Source organism: Neisseria sp. P0017.S009 (assembly GCF_051957375.1).
GTDB lineage: Bacteria > Pseudomonadota > Gammaproteobacteria > Burkholderiales > Neisseriaceae > Neisseria > Neisseria perflava.
The window spans coordinates 28137-49720 of record NZ_JBQCWL010000006.1; the positions used below are offsets into that span (position 1 = coordinate 28137).

Annotated in this window: 15 protein-coding genes; 8 read left to right on the forward strand and 7 right to left on the reverse strand. The window is 52.1% G+C overall.

The features are described from left to right. Positions 1 to 113: 113 nt before the first annotated feature. Positions 114 to 575, forward strand: a complete 462-nt coding sequence (locus ACTHTG_RS08130) for a winged helix-turn-helix transcriptional regulator (protein WP_079453694.1) — start codon at positions 114 to 116, stop codon at positions 573 to 575. A 573-nt stretch (positions 576 to 1148) separates the two neighbouring features. Further along, entirely contained in the window at positions 1149 to 2486 is a 1338-nt protein-coding gene (locus ACTHTG_RS08135; protein WP_049336199.1) for a GTPase/DUF3482 domain-containing protein, read from the forward strand. A gap of 70 nt (positions 2487 to 2556) precedes the next feature. Here the strand turns inward: ACTHTG_RS08135 and ACTHTG_RS08140 are convergent, their stop codons facing one another. From ACTHTG_RS08140 to ACTHTG_RS08150, 3 genes are read right to left on the reverse strand one after another with little or no spacing between them, the layout of a single operon-like run. Then, complete coding sequence (locus ACTHTG_RS08140) at positions 2557 to 3963, reverse strand: efflux transporter outer membrane subunit (protein ID WP_107811059.1); 1407 nt, start codon at positions 3961 to 3963, stop codon at positions 2557 to 2559. Between the two features lie 56 nt (positions 3964 to 4019). After that, complete coding sequence (locus ACTHTG_RS08145) at positions 4020 to 7232, reverse strand: efflux RND transporter permease subunit (RefSeq protein WP_049336203.1); 3213 nt, start codon at positions 7230 to 7232, stop codon at positions 4020 to 4022. Between the two features lie 11 nt (positions 7233 to 7243). Then, positions 7244 to 8512 carry an efflux RND transporter periplasmic adaptor subunit gene (locus tag ACTHTG_RS08150; RefSeq protein ID WP_440360623.1) on the reverse strand — a complete coding sequence of 423 codons (1269 nt, stop codon included), beginning with the start codon at positions 8510 to 8512 and terminating at the stop codon, positions 7244 to 7246. A 232-nt stretch (positions 8513 to 8744) separates the two neighbouring features. Here ACTHTG_RS08150 and mtrR point away from each other — a divergent pair, with 232 nt between their 5' ends. Then, positions 8745 to 9380 (forward strand): multidrug efflux system transcriptional repressor MtrR, encoded by a 636-nt coding sequence (mtrR, locus tag ACTHTG_RS08155; RefSeq protein ID WP_308538418.1) that lies wholly within the window; start codon positions 8745 to 8747, stop codon positions 9378 to 9380. 65 nt (positions 9381 to 9445) lie between these two features. On the opposite strand, the gene ettA is transcribed toward mtrR, so the two are convergent. Beyond that, the gene (gene ettA / locus ACTHTG_RS08160) at positions 9446 to 11122 is read right to left on the reverse strand and encodes an energy-dependent translational throttle protein EttA (RefSeq protein WP_107769254.1); all 1677 of its coding nucleotides are present in this window, start codon (positions 11120 to 11122) and stop codon (positions 9446 to 9448) included. 339 nt (positions 11123 to 11461) lie between these two features. On the opposite strand from ettA, the gene ACTHTG_RS08165 reads away from it, so the two are divergent. From ACTHTG_RS08165 to pgmB, 3 genes are all read left to right on the forward strand, one after another. Then, positions 11462 to 12814 (forward strand): SLC45 family MFS transporter, encoded by a 1353-nt coding sequence (locus ACTHTG_RS08165; RefSeq protein ID WP_308538419.1) that lies wholly within the window; start codon positions 11462 to 11464, stop codon positions 12812 to 12814. Positions 12815 to 12888: 74 nt separating this feature from the next. Beyond that, the gene (locus tag ACTHTG_RS08170) at positions 12889 to 15147 is read left to right on the forward strand and encodes a glycoside hydrolase family 65 protein (RefSeq protein WP_440360624.1); all 2259 of its coding nucleotides are present in this window, start codon (positions 12889 to 12891) and stop codon (positions 15145 to 15147) included. A 12-nt stretch (positions 15148 to 15159) separates the two neighbouring features. Beyond that, positions 15160 to 15825, forward strand: a complete 666-nt coding sequence (gene pgmB / locus ACTHTG_RS08175; protein WP_440360625.1) for a beta-phosphoglucomutase — start codon at positions 15160 to 15162, stop codon at positions 15823 to 15825. A gap of 162 nt (positions 15826 to 15987) precedes the next feature. On the opposite strand, the gene nadB is transcribed toward pgmB, so the two are convergent. Both nadB and nadA read right to left on the reverse strand, forming a co-directional pair. Further along, positions 15988 to 17496, reverse strand: coding sequence for an L-aspartate oxidase (nadB, locus tag ACTHTG_RS08180; RefSeq protein WP_070607552.1), 1509 nt, complete (start codon positions 17494 to 17496; stop codon positions 15988 to 15990). Between the two features lie 51 nt (positions 17497 to 17547). Then, on the reverse strand, positions 17548 to 18660 hold the full coding sequence (gene nadA / locus ACTHTG_RS08185) for a quinolinate synthase NadA (RefSeq protein ID WP_070607555.1): 1113 nt from the start codon (positions 18658 to 18660) through the stop codon (positions 17548 to 17550). A gap of 157 nt (positions 18661 to 18817) precedes the next feature. Between nadA and ACTHTG_RS08190 the strand changes: the two genes are divergently transcribed. After that, positions 18818 to 19756: an NUDIX hydrolase gene (locus ACTHTG_RS08190; protein WP_070607558.1), complete on the forward strand. Its 939-nt coding sequence runs from the start codon at positions 18818 to 18820 to the stop codon at positions 19754 to 19756. 72 nt (positions 19757 to 19828) lie between these two features. Beyond that, the gene (gene nadC, locus ACTHTG_RS08195; RefSeq protein ID WP_440360626.1) at positions 19829 to 20710 is read left to right on the forward strand and encodes a carboxylating nicotinate-nucleotide diphosphorylase; all 882 of its coding nucleotides are present in this window, start codon (positions 19829 to 19831) and stop codon (positions 20708 to 20710) included. Positions 20711 to 20772: 62 nt separating this feature from the next. On the opposite strand, the gene murI is transcribed toward nadC, so the two are convergent. Continuing rightward, positions 20773 to 21582, reverse strand: a complete 810-nt coding sequence (murI, locus tag ACTHTG_RS08200; RefSeq protein WP_049343929.1) for a glutamate racemase — start codon at positions 21580 to 21582, stop codon at positions 20773 to 20775. Positions 21583 to 21584 lie beyond the last annotated feature (2 nt).

Sequence of the window (21584 nt, forward strand, 5' to 3'; positions counted from 1 at the left end):
GAATAATCTATTCATATTTTAGAACTCATGCGCACCTTTAGGCATTTATGCTTCTTCTCAGCCTGTTTTAAGGTTATGATTCAATCCAAATGAAAACGACAGACATCAAGGCCATGAAAGAACTCGACAAAACCGACTTAAAAATCCTCAAGCTCCTACAACAAAATGCACGTATCCCCATGACTGAATTGGCTGAAAAAGTCGGCCTCTCCACTACGCCAGTAACCGAACGCGTCCGCCGCTTGGAACGCGACAACCTCATTACCGGCTATCACGCCCATCTGAATCCTCATGCTTTAGGCCAAAGCCTCTTGGTCTTTGTCGAGCTGAAACTGCGTTCCAAATCCGGCAATATTTTTGAAGACTTCAAACGCGAAGTGCTGAAGATTCCGCAAATTCTGGAATGCCACTTAGTATCCGGCGAATACGACTACCTTATCAAAGTCCGCCTGCCCAATATGTCCGCCTATCGCGATATGCTCGGCAATATCCTGCTGCAACTGCCGGCTGCTTCCGAAAGCCGCAGCTATGTTGTCATGGAAGAAGTCAAAGAAGAAGTAGTATTAGACATCTAATTCTATTCAACAAACAAAGGCCGTCTGAAAGATTACAACATTCAGACGGCCTTTATTTTAAATAGGCAAAAAAAATGCACACATCCGACAGAATGTGTGCCAAGTCTACAAAGGAGAAATAGAGGAGAAACTATTAACTGACTACTCGAACCAGCTAACGAAACGAATTATGCAACAAGATATTCAACCGCGCAAGTATTTTTCTTGTAAAGTTTCTTAATTATTCAATTAACAGATCTTAAATGTAATCATGTTTCAATGTAGATAAAAAAATGCGCATACCGTTTTGATATGCGCCAAGTCTACAAAGGAGAAATAGAGGAGAAAAATCAAGCTGCATCAAGCAACTCAACGGCGCGAATTATCCTAGCCTTCTACCCTCCTGTCAACTGTTTTCCCATCTATTTTCAAGTATTTTGCTAAAAAACAACAAATCCACTATTCCCCTCTTTTTCTTGCTATTTTCGCCCATATATAAAAAGAATTTAGGGCCGTCTGAAACATATATTGCCACTAAAGATAAACGGCTCCATACTCACACATTCATAGTCCATATCAACCCAACCCACAACCATGACCACCCCACTTTCCCTTGCCGTCGTCGGCCATACTAACACAGGCAAAACCTCGCTCTTACGTACGCTTTTGCGCGACAGCACCTTCGGCGAAGTGAAAAACGCGCCCTCCACCACGCGCCATGTCGAAGAAGCCCTTATCAACGACGGCGACGACAGCCTGGTTTATCTCTACGACACACCCGGCCTTGAAGATGCCGGCGGCGTGTTGGACTGGCTGGAAACCCATACATCCGCACGCGATGACGGCATTGAGCGCATCCAGCAATTCCTCAACAGCCATGAATCGCATCACGAGTTTAACCAAGAGGCCAAAGTTCTGCGCCAAGTCATGCAAAGCGATATGGCCATGTACGTCATCGATGCGCGGGAACCCGTCCTCGACAAATACAAAGACGAGCTGACTATTTTGTCTTGGTGCGCCAAGCCCATCATGCCCGTGTTCAACTTCACCCAAAATCAAGACCTGACCGCTTGGACCAATATGCTCGCCCGCAGAAACCTGCATGTTTACGCCGGTTTCGATACCGTTGCCTTCGACTTTGAAGGCGAAATCCGATTGTGGGACAACCTTGCCACCATGTTACCCAAGCGCGACATCCTCGACCGCCTCATCAATATGCGCCGTCGCGAGTGGCAACTGCTGGATACGGAAGCGCGCCGTGAAATTGCCGATTTTCTGCTGGATGCCGCCGCATTTACCCAAGAAATTGCCGAAAACGACGACCCTGCCCCGACTTTGGAAGTCATGCAATCGGAAATCCGCCAACTTGAGCGGCAAATGCAACAACGCCTGTTCACACTTTACCGCTTCTATCACGACGAAGTCGGCAGCGACAGCACATGGATGCCCAAAGCCTTCAAACAAGATCCGTTTGACAGCGAATTGCTCAAACATTACGGCATCCGTACCGGTACCGGCGCAACCGCAGGTGCACTCATCGGCTTAGGCTTGGATATTGCCACGCTTGGCGGCTCACTTGGTTTGGGTACGGCCATCGGCGGCCTGTTGGGCGGCATTTTGCCCAATGCCCAAGACATCACCGACAAAATCAACGGCAGGCAAACCCTGCATACCGATCCGGAAACCCTTACCCTGCTCGCCGCACGCGCACTGGATTTGTTGCACGTCTTGCAAACGCGCGGCCATGCGGCTCAGTCGCATATCGAGCTAAAAGAACGCAAAGCGCCATGGAATGCGGCCAAATTGCCAAGCGAACTCAACAAAGCGCGTAGCAACCGCAAATGGTCTTCGCTCAACACACACCAGCCCGAACTCAGCCGTAACGAACGCGCAGCCTATGTCGGTTCTTTAAGCGAGAAATTAAAAGCTTAGAATTGCGGCATAACAAAAAGGCCGTCTGAAATCCAAATGTTTCAGACGGCCTTTTAATCTTAGCAAATACTTATTCAGCAGCTTTGGTCTCTCGTTTCAAACCACCGCCAAGTGCTTTATACAAGTCGGCAAGGTTTTCCAAACGGGTCAACTGATTGGCCAAAAGAGCAGTTTCTGCGCCGTAACTGCTGCGCTCGGCGTCCAGCAAATCCAATGCACTGGATACGCCATGTTTGTAGCGTAGGCTGATGAGGCGCAGGCTGTCGTTGTAGGCACGGCTTTGTTTGCTCAAAGCGGCATAGCTTTTATCCAGCTGTTCGCGCGCAACCAACGCATTGGAAACGTCTTTGAATGCGGATTGAACAGCGGCTTCATAAGCAACGATTTGTGCCTGTTGGCGCAGTTTGGCTACGTCAAGATTGGCTTTGTTTGTGCCCCAGTCAAAGATAGGCAGCGTGATTGACGGTGCAAAAGCCCAAATACCCGTACCGCTCTTAAACAGACCGCTCAGCTCGCCGGAAGCGGTACCGACAGAACCGGTCAGGCTGATACGTGGGAAAAACGCCGCACGTGCCGCACCGATATTGGCATTAGCTTGTTTGAGCGCGTGTTCGGCCGCACGGATATCCGGACGGTTGAGCAACACGTCCGAACTCAAACCGGCAGGCAGTTTAGTGATTTTGAACTGTTTACTCAAAGGCAGACCGGCAGGCAAGTCTTCGGGTAAAGGTTGATTAATCAACATAGCCAAAGAATTGCGCGCTTGCTCGCGGTTCTTTACCGCGGATGCGTAATCAGCTTTGGCCGATTCGATCAGCGCTTCCTGTTGGCGCAAATCAACGGCGGAAATCACGCCGGCCTTATGGCGCAATTGCGAGAGCTTGTAAGTCGCTTCACGGGTTTGCAACACGCGTTGTGCCAATGCCATGGCTTCTTCGGCGTAGCGCTCGTTAAAGTAGGCTTTGGCCACGGTAGAAATCAAGGCCAGATGGGCGGCATCGCGGTTTGCGGCCACATTAAAATAACCTTGCAACGCGGCTTCGCTGGTGCTGCGGACACGGCCGAAGAGGTCAAGCTCATAAGAGGCTGCGCCCAAACCCACGCTGTATTGGCTGCTAACGCTGCCGCCACTCAAACTGCCTTGACGCGAACCTGTACCGCTGGCATTGACGGTTGGCAACAAATTATTACGCGCAATCATGTATTGCTTGCGGTAGATTTCCGCATTCAGCGCGGCTGTACGCAAATCGGTATTGCGTTCCAATGCGATGTCGATCAGGCGGTGAAGGCGAGGATCGGCAAAGTAATCTTGCCAACCCAATTCGGCTGCACGGATACCGTCGTCAACAGTGTCGTATTTAAACGTATCGGCCACGGCAACTTGAGGCTGCTCATATTTCGGCATCATGGTACAGGCCGACAAAGCCACGGCGGCGGCAACGGCGGTCAGTACAGGTTTGAATGTAATCTTCTTCATTTTAGAATCCTTTAGCATTTTGAGGCCGTCTGAAAATTTTTCAGACGGCCTTTGCTTTAGTGCTTGTCTGAATCTTGTTTACCGTCTTCAATCATGCCGGCTTCAGCGGCGTGTTTGGCGGCCATCTCATGCTCGTGTGCGGTTTCTTTAAAGAATTTGCGCACAACCACATAGAACAAAGGCACAAGGAACACAGACAGAATCGTACCGATCAACATACCCCAGACCACGGTCGTACCAATCGCACGTTGGCTGGCGGAGCTGGCACCGCTGGCAACATAGAGTGGTACCACGCCCAAGATGAAGGCAAACGAAGTCATGATAATCGGACGGAAACGCAAGTGTGCGGCGGCAAGCGCAGCTTCAAGCGCGCTCTTGCCTTGCGCTTGCAGGTCTTTGGCAAACTCGATAATCAAAATCGCGTTTTTCGCACTCAAACCCATCACCGTAACGAAACCGACTTGGAAGTAGATATCGTTGGCGTATGCCGGAATACTGCCCAGCAGCGCTTCAAACATGTTGCGGCCGGTCACGCCCAATGCCGCGCCAATCAAGCCCAACGGAATCACAAGGATAACCGCCAACGGGATAGACCAGCTTTCGTACAAAGCAGCCAATACCAAGAATACAGCGGCAGCGGCCAATGCATACAACACGACAGTTTGCGAGCTGCCTTTGGCCTCTTCACGAGACTGGCCGCCCCATTCCAGGCTGTAACCGCCACCCATGTCATCAACCATTTGCTGTACCGCAGCCATGGCTTGACCGGAAGACACGCCATTAACAGGCGAGCCGGAAAGCTCCATTGCCGGATAACCATTGAAGCGGACGCTTTGTTCCATACCGTTTTCCCAAGAAACAGTAGCAATGGTAGAAAGCGGTACGGCAACGCCGGATTTATTCGGTACAGTCAGGTTCAGAATATCGGCAGGCTGCATACGGGCACTCGCATCAGCTTGTACCATCACGCGTTGCAGACGGCCTTGATTCGGGAAGTCGTTTACATAAGACGAACCCAAAGCAGAAGCCAAAGCAGTACGGATGTCAGAGAACGAAATACCTTGTGCTGCTGCGGCAGAGCGGTCGATGTCGATTTTCAACTGCGGCGCATCTTCCAAACCGCTCGCACGAACGGTACTTGGGTTAAACAAACCGCTTTTGCGCATTTTGTCAATCAACTCATTGCGCTTGGCCAATAATGCGGCATGGCCGCTGTTGTTACGGTCTTGCAGGTAAATCGTCAAGCCGGAGCCTGTACCCAATTCCATAATGGCAGGAGGCACAATCGCCAAACCGAAACCGTCTTTCAGCGTAGCCATCATCATGCCGGTCAACTTACCGGAAATAGAAGTCGCATCGCTGCCCGGAGCAGTACGTTCGCTCCAGTCTTTCAGAATGACAAAGCCCAAAGCCATGTTTTGGCCGGAACCGCTAAAACTAAAGCCGGAAACGGTAACAATGTTCTCGATCTCAGGTACAGATTTCGCCAGTTGAGTGATTTGAGCCAAAGTTGCATCGGTACGCTCTTTGGTCGCGCCGGCAGGCAGCTGTACGCTCAACATCAAGTTACCTTGGTCTTCAGTCGGCAAGAAGGAAGTCGGCAGACGCATAAACAGGAATACGCCCACAACAGTCAAACCGATATAGACAACCATCATGCGCAAAGTCTTGCGCAAGACTTTGGCTACCCAGCCTTCGTAGCCGTGTGTCCAGTTGTCGAATTTCTTGTTAAACCAACCGAAGAAACCTTTTTTCTCTTCGTGATGACCCTTCTGAATCGGCTTGAGCATGGTGGCACACAATGCCGGAGTCAGCGTCAAAGCAAGGAATGCGGAGAAGCCGATCGATGCCACCATGGTCAGGGCAAACTGTTTGTAAATGTTACCGGTTGCACCGCTAAACATTGCCAGCGGCACAAATACGGACATCAACACGGCAGTAATACCGATCACCGCGCCGGAAATCTGACTCATCGCTTTTTTGGTTGCAGCCTTAGGCGGCAGACCTTCGCTCGCCATAATATGCTCAACGTTTTCAACGACCACAATCGCATCATCGACCACAATACCAATTACCAATACCATCGCAAACATGGTCAATACGTTAATCGACATACCCATGTATGAGATAAAGGCAAAACCGCCCAACAGGGAAATCGGTACAACAATGGTCGGAATCAACGTATAGCGGATGTTTTGCAGGAAGAGATACATCACCAAGAATACCAATACGATGGCTTCCAGAAGCGTATGGATCACTTTCTCAATCGAAATATCCACGAATTTGGAAGTATCGTAAGGAATTTTCCAGCTCATGCCGTCTGGAAAATACTTCTGCAAAACCGCCATTTTTTCTTTCACGGCAGTCGCCGTTGCCAAAGCGTTACCGCTGTTGGACAGCATCACTGCCATACCGGTGGTATTCACGCCGTTCAAACGTGTGGAAGTAGAATAGTCCTGCATACCCAAGCTGACTTTGGCAACGTCTTTCAGATAGACATTAGAACCATCGGTATTGGATACCAAAATGATGTTGCCAAACTCTTCAGCAGTGCTCAGCTGACCTTGAGCCGTCACAGTTGCTGAAATAGTCTGACCTGCAGCCGCCGGCAAAGAACCGATAGAGCCTGCAGAAATTTGAATATTTTGAGTAGCCAGTGCGTTGGTTACCGTTGCAAAAGACAAGTTGTAGTTTTGCAGTTTTTTCGGGTCAACCCAAATACGCATGGCGCGTTGCGCACCAAACAATTGTACCTGCCCTACCCCGTCGATACGCTGCAGTTCAGGAATGATATTGCGCTGGGCGTAATCGTTCATTTCCTCAATGGATTGCTTTTCAGAAGAAAGCATGACCACTTGCAAGAAGTTGGAACGCGCTTTAGATACGGTTACACCATATTGCTGTACGGTAGAGGGCAATGTGGACAACACTTCCGACAATTTGTTCTGCACGTCTACCTGCGCCAAATCTTCATTGGTTTCCGGTGTAAACGTCAGACTGACGCTGCCGCTGCCACTGGAATTGGCAGAAGTCGTCATATAGTCCAAACCTTCCACACCGTACATATTACGTTCGATAACGGCCAGTACGCTGTCTTCCATTACCTGAGCCGAAGCGCCCGGATAAGTAGCGCGCAAAGTAATAGTCGGTGCAGCAACGGACGGATATTGGGAAATCGGCAGTTTTTGAATGCCGAAAATACCCGCTGCGATGATAAAAATCGCAATAACCCATGCAAAGATGGGGCGGTCAATAAAAAACTTAGACATTCACGCGTTCCTTATTTGGCTTCAGATGCAGCTTTAGCTTCAGGCTTGGCCTCGGATGCAGCTTGGCCGTCTGAAACTGCCGGTGTTGCTGCCGCAGCGCTTGCAGGCGGCGTCCATTCTTTCGGCGTTACCTGTTTAGCACCCGACATAGCGGCAATGCTGATGCCTTCAACAATCACTTTGTCGCCGTCTTTCAGGCCGTCTGTAATCACCCAATTGCTACCTTGCTGTTGGGCAACGGTCACGACACGCGCTTCCATTTCGCTCTTGTCATTTACCACCATCACAGTATCTTTTGTACCGCGGCTAACTGCTTGTTGCGGCACTACAAATGCATTATCCACAGCCACTTGTTCCATCAACACGCGCACATACAAGCCCGGCATCAAGATATTTCTGTCGTTAGGAATGGCGGCGCGCAAGGTAATTTGACCGGTCGTTTCGTTGACAGTCGGATCTGCAAACAGCAGACGGCCTTTTTCAGGGTAAACCGTACCGTCGTCAAATTTGATGTCCACTGCAATCGCGCCGTTTGCCGCCAACAATTTGCCTTCGGCAACCTGTTGACGCAGTTTCATAACCTCACTGGCAGATTGGGTAACGTTGACATACATCGGATTGGTTTGTTGGATGGTGGCCAAAACAGTGGTATCGCCGGCATTCAACAGCGTACCTTCAGAAACTTTAGATTGACCGATAAAGCCGGAAATCGGCGCAGTAATGCGGGAGCGGTTCAGGCTGATACCGGCAGATTTGATGGCTGCTTGTGCAGATTTGACGCCTGCCTCTGCTGAACGCTTGGCCGTTACGGCCGCATCGTATTCTTGTTGGCTGATGGCATCGGCGGCAACCAACGGTTTGTAGCGAGCCAGGTCGGCATTCGCTTTGGCCAAAGTCGCTTGCGCACTCGCCAACTGGGCGCGTGCGCTTTCTAAGTTTGCTTCATAAGTTGAGCTGTCGATTTGGTACAAAGGCTGACCGGCTTGCACATAGCTGCCCTCTTGGAACAGGCGTTTTTGCAGAATACCGCCGACTTGGGCGCGAACTTCGGCAGTACGCAACGATTCCAGACGGCCCGGCAATTCGGTTGTCAATGCAACGGTTTCCGGATGCACAGTAACCACACGGACTTCAGGCGCAGGTTGTTTTTGCTGTTGCTGACTGCCTTGCGCCTGTTGGCCGGCTGCTTTTTCATCGCCTTTGCCGCAAGCGGAAAGCGCCAACGCAGTAGCTGCTGCAATTGCCGCGACACGCATCATTTTAGAAGCATAAAGAGCCATAATTTTCCTATCTCTATGATAAATAAGGGTTTGACTAATTAAAAATTGATTACTTTAATCTCATATTTCACAAACAGAAATTGCCTGCTTTTATAAAAAAACAGGCTGATTATATTATATAGTGCTGAGAAACACTATCAAGTATTGAATCGAATTATACATACATTCTTGCATGTTCAGAAGTAATTTTTTATAATCCGAACCATAAATTTACATTTCCTACAAAAAAACCATGAGAAGAACCAAAACCGAAGCCTTAAAAACCAAAGAATATCTCATGCTTGCCGCATTGGATACGTTTTATCAGAAAGGCATTGCCCGCACCTCACTCAACGAAATCGCCCAAGCCGCAGGCGTAACGCGCGGCGCGCTGTATTGGCATTTCAAAAACAAAGAAGATTTGTTTGACGCCTTGTTTCAACGGATTTGCGACGACATCGAAAGCTGCATAAAAGAAGACTCGAACAACAATAACGAACAGGCTTGGTCAAGCTTCCGACTAACCCTGACCCGTTTTTTTGAGCGCCTGCAACACAACGATCTTCACTACAAATTCCACAGCATTTTATTTCTAAAATGCGAACACACCGAGCAAAATGAGGCGGTCATTGCCATCGCTAAAAAACACCAATCACTATGGCGTGAAAAAATTGTTGCCGTCCTGACCGACGCAATACAACAAAAAGCGTTGGCGGATAATTTAGATATCGATATGGCGGTCATCTTCATCAAGTCTTCATTAGACGGCTTGATTTGGCGCTGGCTTTCCTCAGGTCAAGGCTTCGATTTGGCGCAAACTGCTCCACGCATGATTGAAATCATCATTGATACATTGGAAAACCATCCGCAATTAAGAAAACAATCATAAACATCAAAAATAAAAGGCCGTCTGAAACATTAAAAGTTTCAGACGGCCTTTTGGTTCAAACCTAATTAACGTGTTACCGGTTTGTAACGGATACGTTTCGGTTTTGCGCCCTCTTCGCCCAAACGGCGTTTCTTATCGGCTTCGTATTCCTGATAGTTGCCGTCAAAGAACACCCATTTAGAGTCGCCTTCACAAGCCAAGATATGCGTAGCGATACGGTCGAGGAACCAGCGGTCGTGCGAAATCACCATCACGCTGCCGGCAAATTCCAGCAATGCATCTTCCAGCGCGCGCAGGGTTTCCACGTCAAGGTCGTTGGACGGTTCGTCTAGCAGCAACACATTGCCGCCACTCAACAAAGTTTTTGCCAAGTGCAGACGACCGCGTTCACCGCCAGACAATTGACCTGCGATTTTGCTTTGGTCGCTGCCTTTAAAGTTGAAGCGTCCCAAATATTGGCGGGCTGGAATTTCAAACTGGCCAACCTGCAAAATGTCGCGACCTTCGGCAATGTTGTCGAACACGGTTTTGTCGTTTTGCAAACCTTCACGGCTTTGGTCAATCAGGCTCATTTTCACGGTTTGCCCGATTTTCACTTCGCCGGAATCAGGCTGCTCTTTGCCCGAAATCATTTTGAACAGCGTCGATTTACCCGCGCCATTCGGGCCGATGATGCCGACAATCGCGCCAGCAGGTACTTTGAAGCTCAAATCGTCAATCAGCACTTTATCGCCAAACGATTTGGAAACGTTCACAAATTCAATCACTTCGTTACCCAAACGCTCGGCAACAGGGATAAAGATTTCCTGCGTTTCATTGCGTTTTTGGTATTCGTAGTTGCTCATTTCTTCAAAACGCGCCAAACGCGCTTTGGACTTGGCTTGGCGGCCTTTGGCATTTTGGCGCACCCATTCCAATTCCTGCTTCATCGCTTTCACGCGCGCAGCTTCGGATTTCGCCTCGTTTTCCAAACGTTTTTCTTTCTGCTCCAGCCAAGACGAGTAATTGCCTTTCCATGGAATACCGTGTCCGCGGTCGAGTTCCAAAATCCATTCGGCTGCGTTGTCCAAGAAGTAGCGGTCGTGCGTTACCGCAACCACGGTACCTGGGAAGCGTACCAAGAATTGCTCCAGCCATTCGACAGATTCCGCGTCCAAGTGGTTGGTCGGCTCGTCCAGCAAAAGCATATCGGGCTTGCTCAACAAGAGTTTGCACAAAGCCACACGGCGTTTTTCACCGCCGGACAAATTGCCGATTTTGGCATCCCATTCCGGCAGGCGCAGCGCATCGGCGGCGATTTCCAATTCATGTTCCGCACCGCCGCCCGTGGACGAACCCGCCGCAATAATCGCTTCCAAACGGCCTTGTTCTTCCGCCAATGCGTCAAAATCCGCATCAGGATTGGCATACTCGGCATACACTTCTTCCAAGCGTTTCTGCGCAGCAGCTACTTCGCCCAAACCGCTTTCCACTTCCTCGCGCACGGTTTTCTCAGGATCAAGCTCAGGCTCTTGCGGCAGGTAGCCGATTTTAATGCCGCCCATCGGCACGGCTTCGCCCTCAAATTCTTTATCCACGCCCGCCATAATCCGCAGTACAGTAGATTTACCCGCACCGTTCAAACCGAGCAAACCGATTTTTGCACCGGGGAAAAATGAAAGGGAAATGTCTTTAATAATGGTTTTTTGCGGCGGCACAACCTTGCTCACGCGCAGCATAGAATAGACGTATTGTTGGGACATAGTTTTCTCGTTTCCGTCAAACAAATTTCAGACGGCCCATTTTAACCTATTGCCCAAATACTTGCTTGTTCAAATGCCATCTGAAAATAGAAATAAGATCAAAATATACACCGAGCCGAACCAATGCCTTCAGTCTCCAAAATTTTCAATACGAAACCGTAAAAAATTTGATTTAAGCCAGTTTATCTTTGAACAAACATTGCCAACATCCGGCGCGCTTCATAAAATGCACCTATATCCTTGAAAGTACGCACACAAACAATAACGACAGAGAACACCACACCAAGGAACCTTTCAGATTTCTCAATAAAAATACTTTTCAAATAAAGGATTTACCTCATGTCGGAAAATACGCAAAAAACAGCAAAACAAGGTTTGCCGTCACTGGCAAAAAGTACGATTTGGATGCTGAGCTTCGGCTATCTCGGCGTTCAGACGGCCTTTACCCTGCAAAGCTCACAAATGAGCCGAATTTTTCAAACTTTAGGCGCCGACCCGCATAATTTGGGCTGGTTTTTCATTCTGCCGCCATTAGCCGGTATGTTGGTTCAGCCGATTGTGGGCTACTACTCAGACCGCACTTGGATGCCACGCCTGGGCGGCCGTCGTCTGCCCTATCTGCTTTACGGCACGCTGATTGCGGTTATCGTCATGATTCTGATGCCGAACTCGGGCAGCTTCGGTTTTGGCTACGCTTCTTTGGCGGCTTTGTCGTTTGGCGCGCTGATGATTGCGCTGTTGGACGTGTCCTCCAATATGGCAATGCAGCCGTTTAAAATGATGGTCGGCGATATGGTCAACGAGGAGCAGAAAAGCTACGCCTACGGGATTCAAAGTTTCTTAGCGAATACGGGCGCGGTTGTGGCGGCGATTCTGCCGTTTGTGTTTGCGTATATCGGTTTGGCGAACACGGCCGAAAAAGGCGTCGTGCCGCAGACCGTGGTCGTAGCATTCTATGTGGGCGCAGCGTTGCTGATTATTACCAGTGCGTTCACCATCTTCAAAGTCAAAGAATACGATCCGGAAACCTACGCCCGCTATCACGGCATCGATGTCGCCGCGAATCAGGAAAAAGCCAACTGGTTCGAACTTTTGAAAACCGCGCCTAAAGCGTTTTGGACGGTTACTTTGGTACAATTCTTCTGCTGGTTTGCCTTCCAATATATGTGGACTTACTCGGCAGGCGCGATTGCGGAAAACGTTTGGCAGACAACTGATGCCTCCTCTGTAGGCTACCAAGAAGCAGGCAACTGGTACGGCGTTTTGGCGGCGGTACAATCCATTGCTGCCGTCATCTGCTCGTTTATTCTGGCAAAAGTACCGAATAAATACCATAAAGTCGGTTATTTCGGTTGCTTGGCTTTGGGTGCGCTTGGTTTCTTCTCCGTTTTCTTCATCAGCAATCAATACGCGCTAGTGTTGTCTTATACCTTAATCGGTATTGCGTGGGCCGGTATCATTACCTATCCTTTGACGATTGTGACCAATGCCCTCTCAGGCAAACACATGGGTACTTATTTGGGCCTGTTTAACGGCTCTATCTGTATGCCTCAAATCGTCGCCTCCCTGCTGAGCTTTATCCTCTTCCCTATGCTGGGCAGCCATCAGGCAACCATGTTCTTGGTTGCAGGCGCAATCTTGCTGCTGGGAGCCTTCTCAGTATGTCTGATTAAAGAGACCCACGGCGAATAATCCATCAATACCATCGGCAAAGGCCGTCTGAAACCTTTGCCGAACTTACAATTTTAATAACAGGAGCTTCATAAATGTATACAAGAATCATGGAAATCAGCCCTTGGACGCTGCGTTCGGCAAAACTGGAAAAAGAACACAAACGGCTACAAGAGAGCCTGACCAGCTTGGGCAACGGCTATATGGGTATGCGCGGCAGCTTTGAGGAAACCTATTCCGCCGACAGCCACTTGGGCACCTACATCGCCGGCGTGTGGTTCCCAGACAAAACCCGCGTCGGCTGGTGGAAAAACGGCTACCCCAAATATTTCGGCAAAGCCATCAACGCGCTCAATTTCAGCAAAGTCAAAATCTTTGTCGATGGGCAGGAAGTGGACTTGGCGAAAAACGACGTTGCCGGCTTCTCCGTCGAACTCGATATGCAGCACGGCGTGTTGCGCCGCTCGTTCACCGTATTCGGCGTGTGTTTCGATGTGTGCAAATTCCTGTCCGTCGCGCAAAAAGAGCTGGCGGTCATCCGCTGGGAAGCCGTATCCGTCGACGGCAAAACACACCAAGTCCGCATCGATTCCATCATCGACGCCGACGTGAAAAACGAAGACTCCAACTACGAAGAAAAATTCTGGCAGGTATTGGACAAAGGCGTTTCAGACGGCCTCTCCTACATTGCCACCCAAACCGTTGCCAACCCTTTCGGCGTGGAACAATTCATCGTCAACGCCGAGCAAACCTTCGCCGGCAGCTTCAAAGCTCTCAGCGACAGCCAAACCGACTGGCAGGTCTCTAATTCTTTCCAAGCCGAAGTCGGCAGCACGCCCGAAACCTTTGAAAAACGCGTGATTGTTACTACCAGCCGCGATTATCAGGGCTTGGAAGCAGTGAAAGCCGCAGGTCGCGCCTTGTCGGAAAAAATCGCAGGCGTTGCATTTGAAACCTTGCTGGACGCACACAAAGCAGGCTGGCTGCACCGTTGGGAAATCGCCGACGTGGTCATCGAAGGCAGCGACGAAGCGCAACAAGGCATCCGCTTCAACCTGTTCCAACTGTTCTCCACCTACTACGGCGAAGACGCGCGCCTGAATATCGGCCCCAAAGGTTTTACCGGCGAAAAATACGGCGGCGCGACCTATTGGGACACCGAAGCCTACGCCGTGCCGCTCTACCTCGCACTAGCGGAACCCGAAGTTACCCGCAACCTGCTGCAATACCGCCGCAACCAACTGCCGCAGGCGCAACACAACGCGCGCGAACAAGGCTTGGCAGGCGCACTCTATCCGATGGTGACGTTTACGGGCATCGAGTGCCACAACGAATGGGAAATCACCTTCGAGGAAATCCACCGCAACGGCGCGATTCCTTACGCCATCTACAACTACACCAACTACACCGGCGACGAAAGCTATCTTGCCAAAGAAGGCTTGGAAGTCTTGGTCGAAGTGTCCCGCTTCTGGGCGGACCGCGTCCACTTCTCCAAACGCAACGGCAAATACATGATTCACGGCGTAACCGGCCCGAACGAATACGAAAACAACATCAACAACAACTGGTACACCAACACCCTCGCTGCATGGGTATTGGATTACACCCACGAAGCCTTGGCGAAATACCCGCGTCCGGATTTGAACGTGAGTGCCGCCGAGTTGGAAAAATGGGCGGACATCAGCGCGAATATGTACCGTCCGCATGACGGAGAACTCGGCGTATTCGTGCAGCACGACGGCTTCCTCGACAAAGACATCCGCCCCGTGTCCGCGCTTTCGCCCGACGATTTGCCGCTCAACCAGAAATGGTCGTGGGACAAAATCCTGCGTTCGCCCTTCATCAAACAGGCGGACGTATTGCAAGGCATCTACTTCTTCGGCGACCGTTTCAATATCGACGAAAAACGCCGCAACTTCGACTTCTACGAACCGATGACCGTTCATGAAAGCTCGTTGTCTCCATGTATCCACTCCATCCTCGCCGCCGAACTGGGCAAAGAAGAAAAAGCCGTGGAAATGTACCAGCGCACCGCCCGCCTGGACTTGGACAACTACAACAATGATACCGAAGACGGCCTGCACATCACCTCCATGACCGGCTCGTGGCTCGCCATCGTCCAAGGTTTCGCCCAAATGAAAACCTGGGGCGGCAAACTCAGCTTCGCACCGTTCCTGCCGAGTGCATGGACAGGCTACGCCTTCCATATCAACTACCGCGGCCGTCTGATTAAAGTCGCCGTCGGCAAAGAAAACGTCGTCTTCACCCTGCTCAAAGGCGAACCGCTCGATTTGCAGGTGTACGGCAAAGACATCACGCTCAACAGCAGCCACACTGTCACGTTGGAAAAATAAGGAGGGCGCAAAATGACTTTTACCGCAGTGCTCTTTGACCTCGACGGCGTCATCACCGACACCGCCGAATACCACTACCGCGCATGGAAAAAGCTCGCCGAAGAACTGGGCATCAGCATCGACCGCAAGTTTAACGAGCAGCTCAAAGGCGTGTCGCGCGACGATTCGCTCAAACGCATCCTCGCGCACGGCGGCAAAACCGTCAGCGAAGCCGAGTTCGCCGAACTGACCCGCCGTAAAAACGACAACTACGTCGAAATGATTCAGGCAGTCAAACCCGAAGACGTGTATCCCGGCATTTTGCCCCTGCTGGAAGCATTGAGGGCAAACGGCAAAAAAATCGCCCTTGCGTCTGCCAGCAAAAACGGCCCGTTCCTGCTCGAACGCATGGGGCTGACCCACTTCTTCGACGCCATTGCCGACCCTGCCGCCGTCGCACATTCCAAACCCGCCCCCGACATCTTCCTCGCCGCCGCCGAGGGCGTGGGCGCGGACATCCGCTGCTGCATCGGCATCGAAGACGCCGCCGCCGGCGTCGCCGCCATCAAAGCCGCCGGCGCCTTGCCTATTGGCGTGGGCAAAGCCGAAGACTTGGGCAGCGACATCGCGCTGGTGTCCGACACCGCCGAGCTGACCTACGCCTACCTGCAAAACGTGTGGAAACAGTCAGGCAGATAAAATATTAAGGAAGTCAAAGGCCGTCTGAAAAATATTTCAGACGGTCTTTCTGCTTTTAGAACAAAATAATAACCCAACTTACGCAACCCTAAAAACTGAATGCCAATTTCTCAACCATGCTATTCAAATTTATTTGAACGATTTTTTTCTAACCAGCCAACCTTAACAATCACTATTAAAATGCGCGCCAATATTTTGCCGTCTAGCGTATGCGGCTTGGGCGACGGCGAGGCTGCATTCGAGCAGGTTGCGGTTTTCGTATTCAGACGCGGTGTGCGGCTCGGCTTGGTTTTGCTTCCAAAGCTGCAGTTGGGCGATGGCGCGGCGCAGGCCGGTATCGTTGCGGAGAATGCCCAGATGGCGTTGGTTGAACGCTTGCAGGACGGGGCGGCTGAATGCGCTTTGGATACCGTCTGAAAAGGTGTCTGCTTCGGCGGAGGGGTGTTCAGACGATCTTTGGGACAGTACGGCTTGGAATGCTTGTCCGTCCGCGATGGTTTGGGCGGCAAGTCTGGCGGTAACGACGCATTCGAGCAGGGAGTTGCTGGCAAGGCGGTTGGCTCCGTGCAACCCTGTGCAGGTGGTTTCGCCCAAGGCGTAGAGCTGCGGCAGGGAGGTTCTGCCGCAGGGGTCGGTTTGGATGCCGCCGCAGGTGTAGTGTTGCACAGGGCGGACGGGGATGGCTTGGCGCGTGATGTCCAAACCGCATTGGGATAGGCAGTGCCGATGGATGGACGGGAAATGCCGGCGGACGAACGCTGCGGGTTGATGGCTGATGTCGAGCGAGACGAAGTCTTGCGTTTGTTTGGCGATTTCGGCGGCGATGGCGCGGGCAACGATGTCGCGCGGCGCAAGTTCGGCGCGGCGGTCGTAATGCGACATAAACCGTTCGCCCGATTGGTTGGTCAGGATGCCGCCTTCGCCGCGTACGGCTTCGGAAATCAGGAAGGTGCGGCCGTTTTCAGACGGCCTTGCCAAGCCTGTGGGGTGGAATTGGATAAATTCGAGGTTTTCGACTGCGCAGCCTGCGCGTATCGCCATGGCGATGGCGTCGCCCGTGCATTCAGGCGGCGTGGTGGTGGCGGCATAAATCTGTCCCAAGCCGCCGCCTGCGAGTACGGTATGGCGGGCGCGGATGCGGTCGATTTCTTGCGTTCGGCAGTCGAGGACGGTCAGTCCGCACGCTGCGCCTGATTCGGTTTGAACGTCCAACGCCATCTGCCGCTCGCAAACGCGGATGTTCAGGCGGCGGCGTATTTGGGTAATCAGGCTCTGCATGACGGCTTCGCCCGTGTAGTCGGCGACATGGGCGATTCGGCGGCAGGTATGCCCGCCTTCGCGCGTCAGGTGCAGGTCGTTATGATTCCGATCGAACGCCACGCCCTGCGCCAGCAGCCATTCGATTGCCGGTTTGCCCTGCGATAAGATGGTACGGACGGCGACTTCGTCGCACAAACCTGCGCCCGCTTCCAAAGTATCGGCGACGTGTTTTTCGATATCGTCCTCTCCCGACCACGCCGCCGCAATCCCGCCTTGCGCATGACGGCTGGCGGTGTCGTCCAGCCGGTTTTTGCACAAAATGACGATGCGGAACGACTCAGGCAGCGACAGGGCGAGCGTCAGTGCCGCCAGCCCGTTTCCGGCAATCAATACGTCGCAATCGGTTTGCATGGTGTTGTCCTTGTTTGAGAGGTCGTCTGAAACGGCAATATTGACGGCAAATCAGGCGGGGCCTATACCGTTGAACACATCCCCGCGCTTGAGTCCTGCCGCGAAGTCGAGCATACGCTGCAAAGGCAGTTTGGCGGCTTCGCCCAGCTTTCTGTCCAACAGGATTTCGTTATGTGCGTTTGTCAGGGCGTATTTGATGCCGCCCAGCGAATTCATCGCCATCCACGGGCAGAACGCGCAGCTTTTGCAGCTTCCGCCGTTGCCCGCCGTCGGGGCGGCGATAAATTCTTTGTCGGGCGCCTGTTTTTGCATTTCGTGCAGGATGCCCAAATCGGTCGCCACGATGAATTTTTTTTCGGGACGAGATACGGCGGCTTTGAGCAGTTTGCTGGTCGAGCCGACCACGTCGCCCAGTTCGATGACGCTTTGCGGCGATTCGGGATGAACCAGCACCACCGCGTCGGGGTGTTCCGCCTTCAACGCCGCCAATTCCTGCCCTTTGAATTCGTTATGAACGATGCACGAACCCTGCCACAGCAGCATATCCGCGCCCGTTTCGCGGCGGATGTAGTCGCCGAGGTGGCGGTCGGGTCCCCAAATCAGTTTTTCGCCGCGCGATTTCAAATACGACACGATTTCCAACGCCACCGAAGACGTTACAACCCAATCGGCACGCGCTTTCACGGCGGCGGAAGTGTTGGCGTACACTACGACTGTACGGTCGGGGTGTTGGTCGCAAAACGCTGAAAACGCCTCTTCCGGGCAACCCAAATCCAAAGAACATTCCGCTTCCAAATCAGGCATCAGCACCGTTTTTTCAGGGCAGAGGATTTTCGCGCTCTCGCCCATGAAGCGCACACCTGCCACCACCAATGTATCGGCTTCGTGTTCCGCACCGAAACGAGCCATCTCCAGCGAATCGCCCACGCATCCGCCTGTTTCCAAAGCCAAATCCTGAATCAGCGGATCAACGTAATAATGCGCCACCAAGACCGCGTTTTTCTCCTTCAGCAAAGCCTTGATTTCATCTTTCAGACGGCCTGCCGTCTCGCGGTCGGGCGTGTCGGCAACCTTCGCCCACGCCTGACGGATTTGGCAGGCAGAAGTCGGCGTCTGAATGAGGGGCATATCGTAGTCGAACGAGCGGCGGGCGGCGGTTTGCATGATGTTTCCTTGTGGCTGTTTTTTCAGACGGCATAAAGGTTTGCCGTTTATATTTTGAAATAGTTTTTATATTATGCTCAACTTGAGTATAATATGCAAGGTCGTCTGAAAACCGCTTTGGTTTACAATAAGGTTTTCTCTTGAATGAAAGCCACGCATGGATGCCTATCCTGAAACAGCAGCCAATACGCAAAGTATCGTCGAGCTTGTTCCTGTACTGATTGCCATTACAAATGGCAGCTTGAGGGTTTTGACAGTTGCCAAAGGAGAGCTATTACCCAATGGCCTGCTTGCACCGCTTCGCCACTCCTTGCAGGCAGGGGTTAGGATGTGGGTTGCCAAACAGACATCGCAGCCTATGGGCTATGTAGAACAGCTTTATACGTTTGTAGATACGCGCCGTCAAAACGAGCAAGGCATGCCTGTCTTGTACGTCAGCTATTTGGGACTGGTGCGCGAGGCAGCCGACAGCATCCTGCACCCCGACGCGAAATGGCAGGACTGCTACGGCTATTTCCCGTGGGAAGATTTGCGCACCGACGGCGGGCTGCGCGATACCATCGTCAGCCGCCTGCGCATTTGGGCAAACTTGGCGGATACGGAGGAAGTGCGCCAGAAGCGGCTCAAGCGCATTCATTTGTGCTGGGGGGTAGAACCTGAAAATTGGTCGGAAGAATACGTTTTGCAACGCTATGAAATGCTGTATGAAAGCGGCCTGATAGCGGAAGCAGCCGAGCCTCAGGAAAACTTCAACTTCGCACTCACGGGGCAGCCTATGTGCCACGACCACCGCCGCGTACTGGCGACAGCCTTATCCCGCCTACGCGCCAAAATCAAATACCGTCCCGTGATTTTTGAACTGATGCCGCCCGAATTTACACTGCTGCAACTGCAAAACAGCGTCGAAGCTATCAGCGGCAGATTGCTGCACAAGCAAAACTTCCGCCGCCAGATTCAGCAGCAAAACCTCATCGAGCCGTCGGATACCGGCGTATCAGGCAGTAAAGGCCGTCCTGCGCAGCTTTACCGCTTCCGAGATGACGTTCTGCCCGATCAGCTGATTTCTGATATCGGACTACCGCTGGGCAGCCGCTGACTGATTTTCAGACGGCCTCAAATTAAATTTTGCCCCATTGGGCAATATCAATTTTTCAACAAAGGAACCTTCATGTCGTCTGAGAATAATCTTCTACCTCTACCCGATACCCTGTTGCGCCCCATGGTAGAACAAGCCTTGAGCGAAGATTTAGGCAGGCGAGGCGATATTACGTCCGCAGCCGTCATCGCTCCCGACAAAACCGCCAAACTTTTCCTGATCAGTCGTGAGGACGGCGTAATAGCAGGCATGGATTTGGCGCGCCTTGCCTTTCAGACGATGGATCCGTCCGTCCGCTTCCAAGCAGAAATCCAAGACGGGCAAGCTGTCCGCGCAGGTCAGATGCTTGCCGCCGTCGAAGGCAACGCCCGCGCGCTGCTCGCTGCCGAACGCACCGCGCTCAACTATCTTACGCACTTGAGCGGCATCGCCACCGCCACCGCACATGCAGTAGCCGAAGTTGCTGGTTACAATGTGGACATCGTGTGCAGCCGCAAAACCATCCCACTGCTTCGCGTCCTGCAAAAATACGCCGTCAGGGCAGGCGGCGGCGTAAACCACCGCATGGGCTTGGACGACGCCGTACTCATCAAAGACAACCACCTCGCCTATTGCGGCAGCATCGCCCAAGCCGTTCGGCAAGCGAAGCAGGCGGTCGGACCGTTGACTTGCGTGGAAATCGAAGTGGACACGTTGGCACAACTGGACGAAGCCATCGCGGCTGGCGCGGAACGGATTTTGCTGGACAACATGGACGACGAAACCTTGAAAGAAGCGGCAAACCGCTGCCACACACAAACCGTCCACACACACACCATCTATTGCGAAGCATCGGGTGGCATCGGCTTCGACCGCCTGAAGCGCGTGGCACAAACCGGCGTGGACGGCATCGCCCTCGGCTATCTGACCCACAGCAGCCGCTCGTTGGATATAGGTTTGGATTTCGTGGCTTAAATTTCGAGTTTGCTATAAAGCAAAGGCCGTCTGAAATTTCAGACGGCCTTTAATATTTCCCATCAACCCAACGTTACCATTTCAATCTGCTCCATACTTCTGCCTAAGAAGCGTTCGCCGATGGTACGGAAACGCAGTGGGATGTCGCTGACATAGAAGCGGTAATCCGGGTTGTCGTTTTCTGTATTCAGCAAACCTGCTTGCGCTAAGGCTTTGGCGGTGGCTTCGGCGGTGGTGATGGCGGAGTCGACCAAGGTAACGTTTTGTGCTTCGCAGCCGATAAGCGGTTTGAGCAGTGGGAAGTGGGTACAACCCAACACCAGCGTATCAATGTCGTCGGCCAAAAGCGGCTTCAAGTATTCGCGCACGGTCAGGCGGGTAACTTCGTGATCGAGCCAGCCTTCTTCCACCAATGGCACAAGCAGGGGCGCGGCTTGTGTGCGCACCAGCGTGTCGTTGTTTTTCGAATGGATGGCGCGCGCGTAGGCATTGCTGTTGACGGTGGTATTGGTCGCTATAATGCCGATTCGGTTGTTTTTGGTGGTTTGTAAAGCGGCTTCCGCACCGGCGGAGATGACGTCCAATACGGGCATATTGCCTGCTTTTTGGCGGATTTTCTGTCCGGCAACCGCGGCAATAGTGTTACACGCGATGACGAGTGCTTTGACATCGTTTTCCAGTAGGAAATCGACAATCTGCATGGCAAAGGTTTCGATGGTGGCACGGGATTTGGTGCCGTAGGGAACGCGTGCGGTATCGCCGAAATAGATGATGTTTTCCATCGGCAGGCGTTCCATCAGGGCGCGAACGTTGGTCAAGCCGCCGACGCCGGAATCGAATACGCCGATGGGGCGTTGTTTGCTGGTACTCATGG

Bases quoted from the DNA above. Each gene is read 5' to 3' on its own strand.
- ACTHTG_RS08130 (WP_079453694.1), top strand. From the start codon at position 114: ATGAAAGAACTCGACAAAACCGACTTAAAAATCCTCAAGCTCCTACAA.
- ACTHTG_RS08150 (WP_440360623.1), bottom strand. From the start codon at position 8,512: ATGGCTCTTTATGCTTCTAAAATGATGCGTGTCGCGGCAATTGCAGCA.
- pgmB (WP_440360625.1), top strand. From the start codon at position 15,160: ATGACTTTTACCGCAGTGCTCTTTGACCTCGACGGCGTCATCACCGAC.
- nadB (WP_070607552.1), bottom strand. From the start codon at position 17,496: ATGCAAACCGATTGCGACGTATTGATTGCCGGAAACGGGCTGGCGGCA.
- ettA (WP_107769254.1), bottom strand. From the start codon at position 11,122: ATGTCCCAACAATACGTCTATTCTATGCTGCGCGTGAGCAAGGTTGTG.
- ACTHTG_RS08135 (WP_049336199.1), top strand. From the start codon at position 1,149: ATGACCACCCCACTTTCCCTTGCCGTCGTCGGCCATACTAACACAGGC.
- ACTHTG_RS08140 (WP_107811059.1), bottom strand. From the start codon at position 3,963: ATGAAGAAGATTACATTCAAACCTGTACTGACCGCCGTTGCCGCCGCC.
- nadC (WP_440360626.1), top strand. From the start codon at position 19,829: ATGTCGTCTGAGAATAATCTTCTACCTCTACCCGATACCCTGTTGCGC.
- ACTHTG_RS08145 (WP_049336203.1), bottom strand. From the start codon at position 7,232: ATGTCTAAGTTTTTTATTGACCGCCCCATCTTTGCATGGGTTATTGCG.
- nadA (WP_070607555.1), bottom strand. From the start codon at position 18,660: ATGCAAACCGCCGCCCGCCGCTCGTTCGACTACGATATGCCCCTCATT.
- mtrR (WP_308538418.1), top strand. From the start codon at position 8,745: ATGAGAAGAACCAAAACCGAAGCCTTAAAAACCAAAGAATATCTCATG.
- ACTHTG_RS08190 (WP_070607558.1), top strand. From the start codon at position 18,818: ATGGATGCCTATCCTGAAACAGCAGCCAATACGCAAAGTATCGTCGAG.
- murI (WP_049343929.1), bottom strand. From the start codon at position 21,582: ATGAGTACCAGCAAACAACGCCCCATCGGCGTATTCGATTCCGGCGTC.
- ACTHTG_RS08165 (WP_308538419.1), top strand. From the start codon at position 11,462: ATGTCGGAAAATACGCAAAAAACAGCAAAACAAGGTTTGCCGTCACTG.
- ACTHTG_RS08170 (WP_440360624.1), top strand. From the start codon at position 12,889: ATGTATACAAGAATCATGGAAATCAGCCCTTGGACGCTGCGTTCGGCA.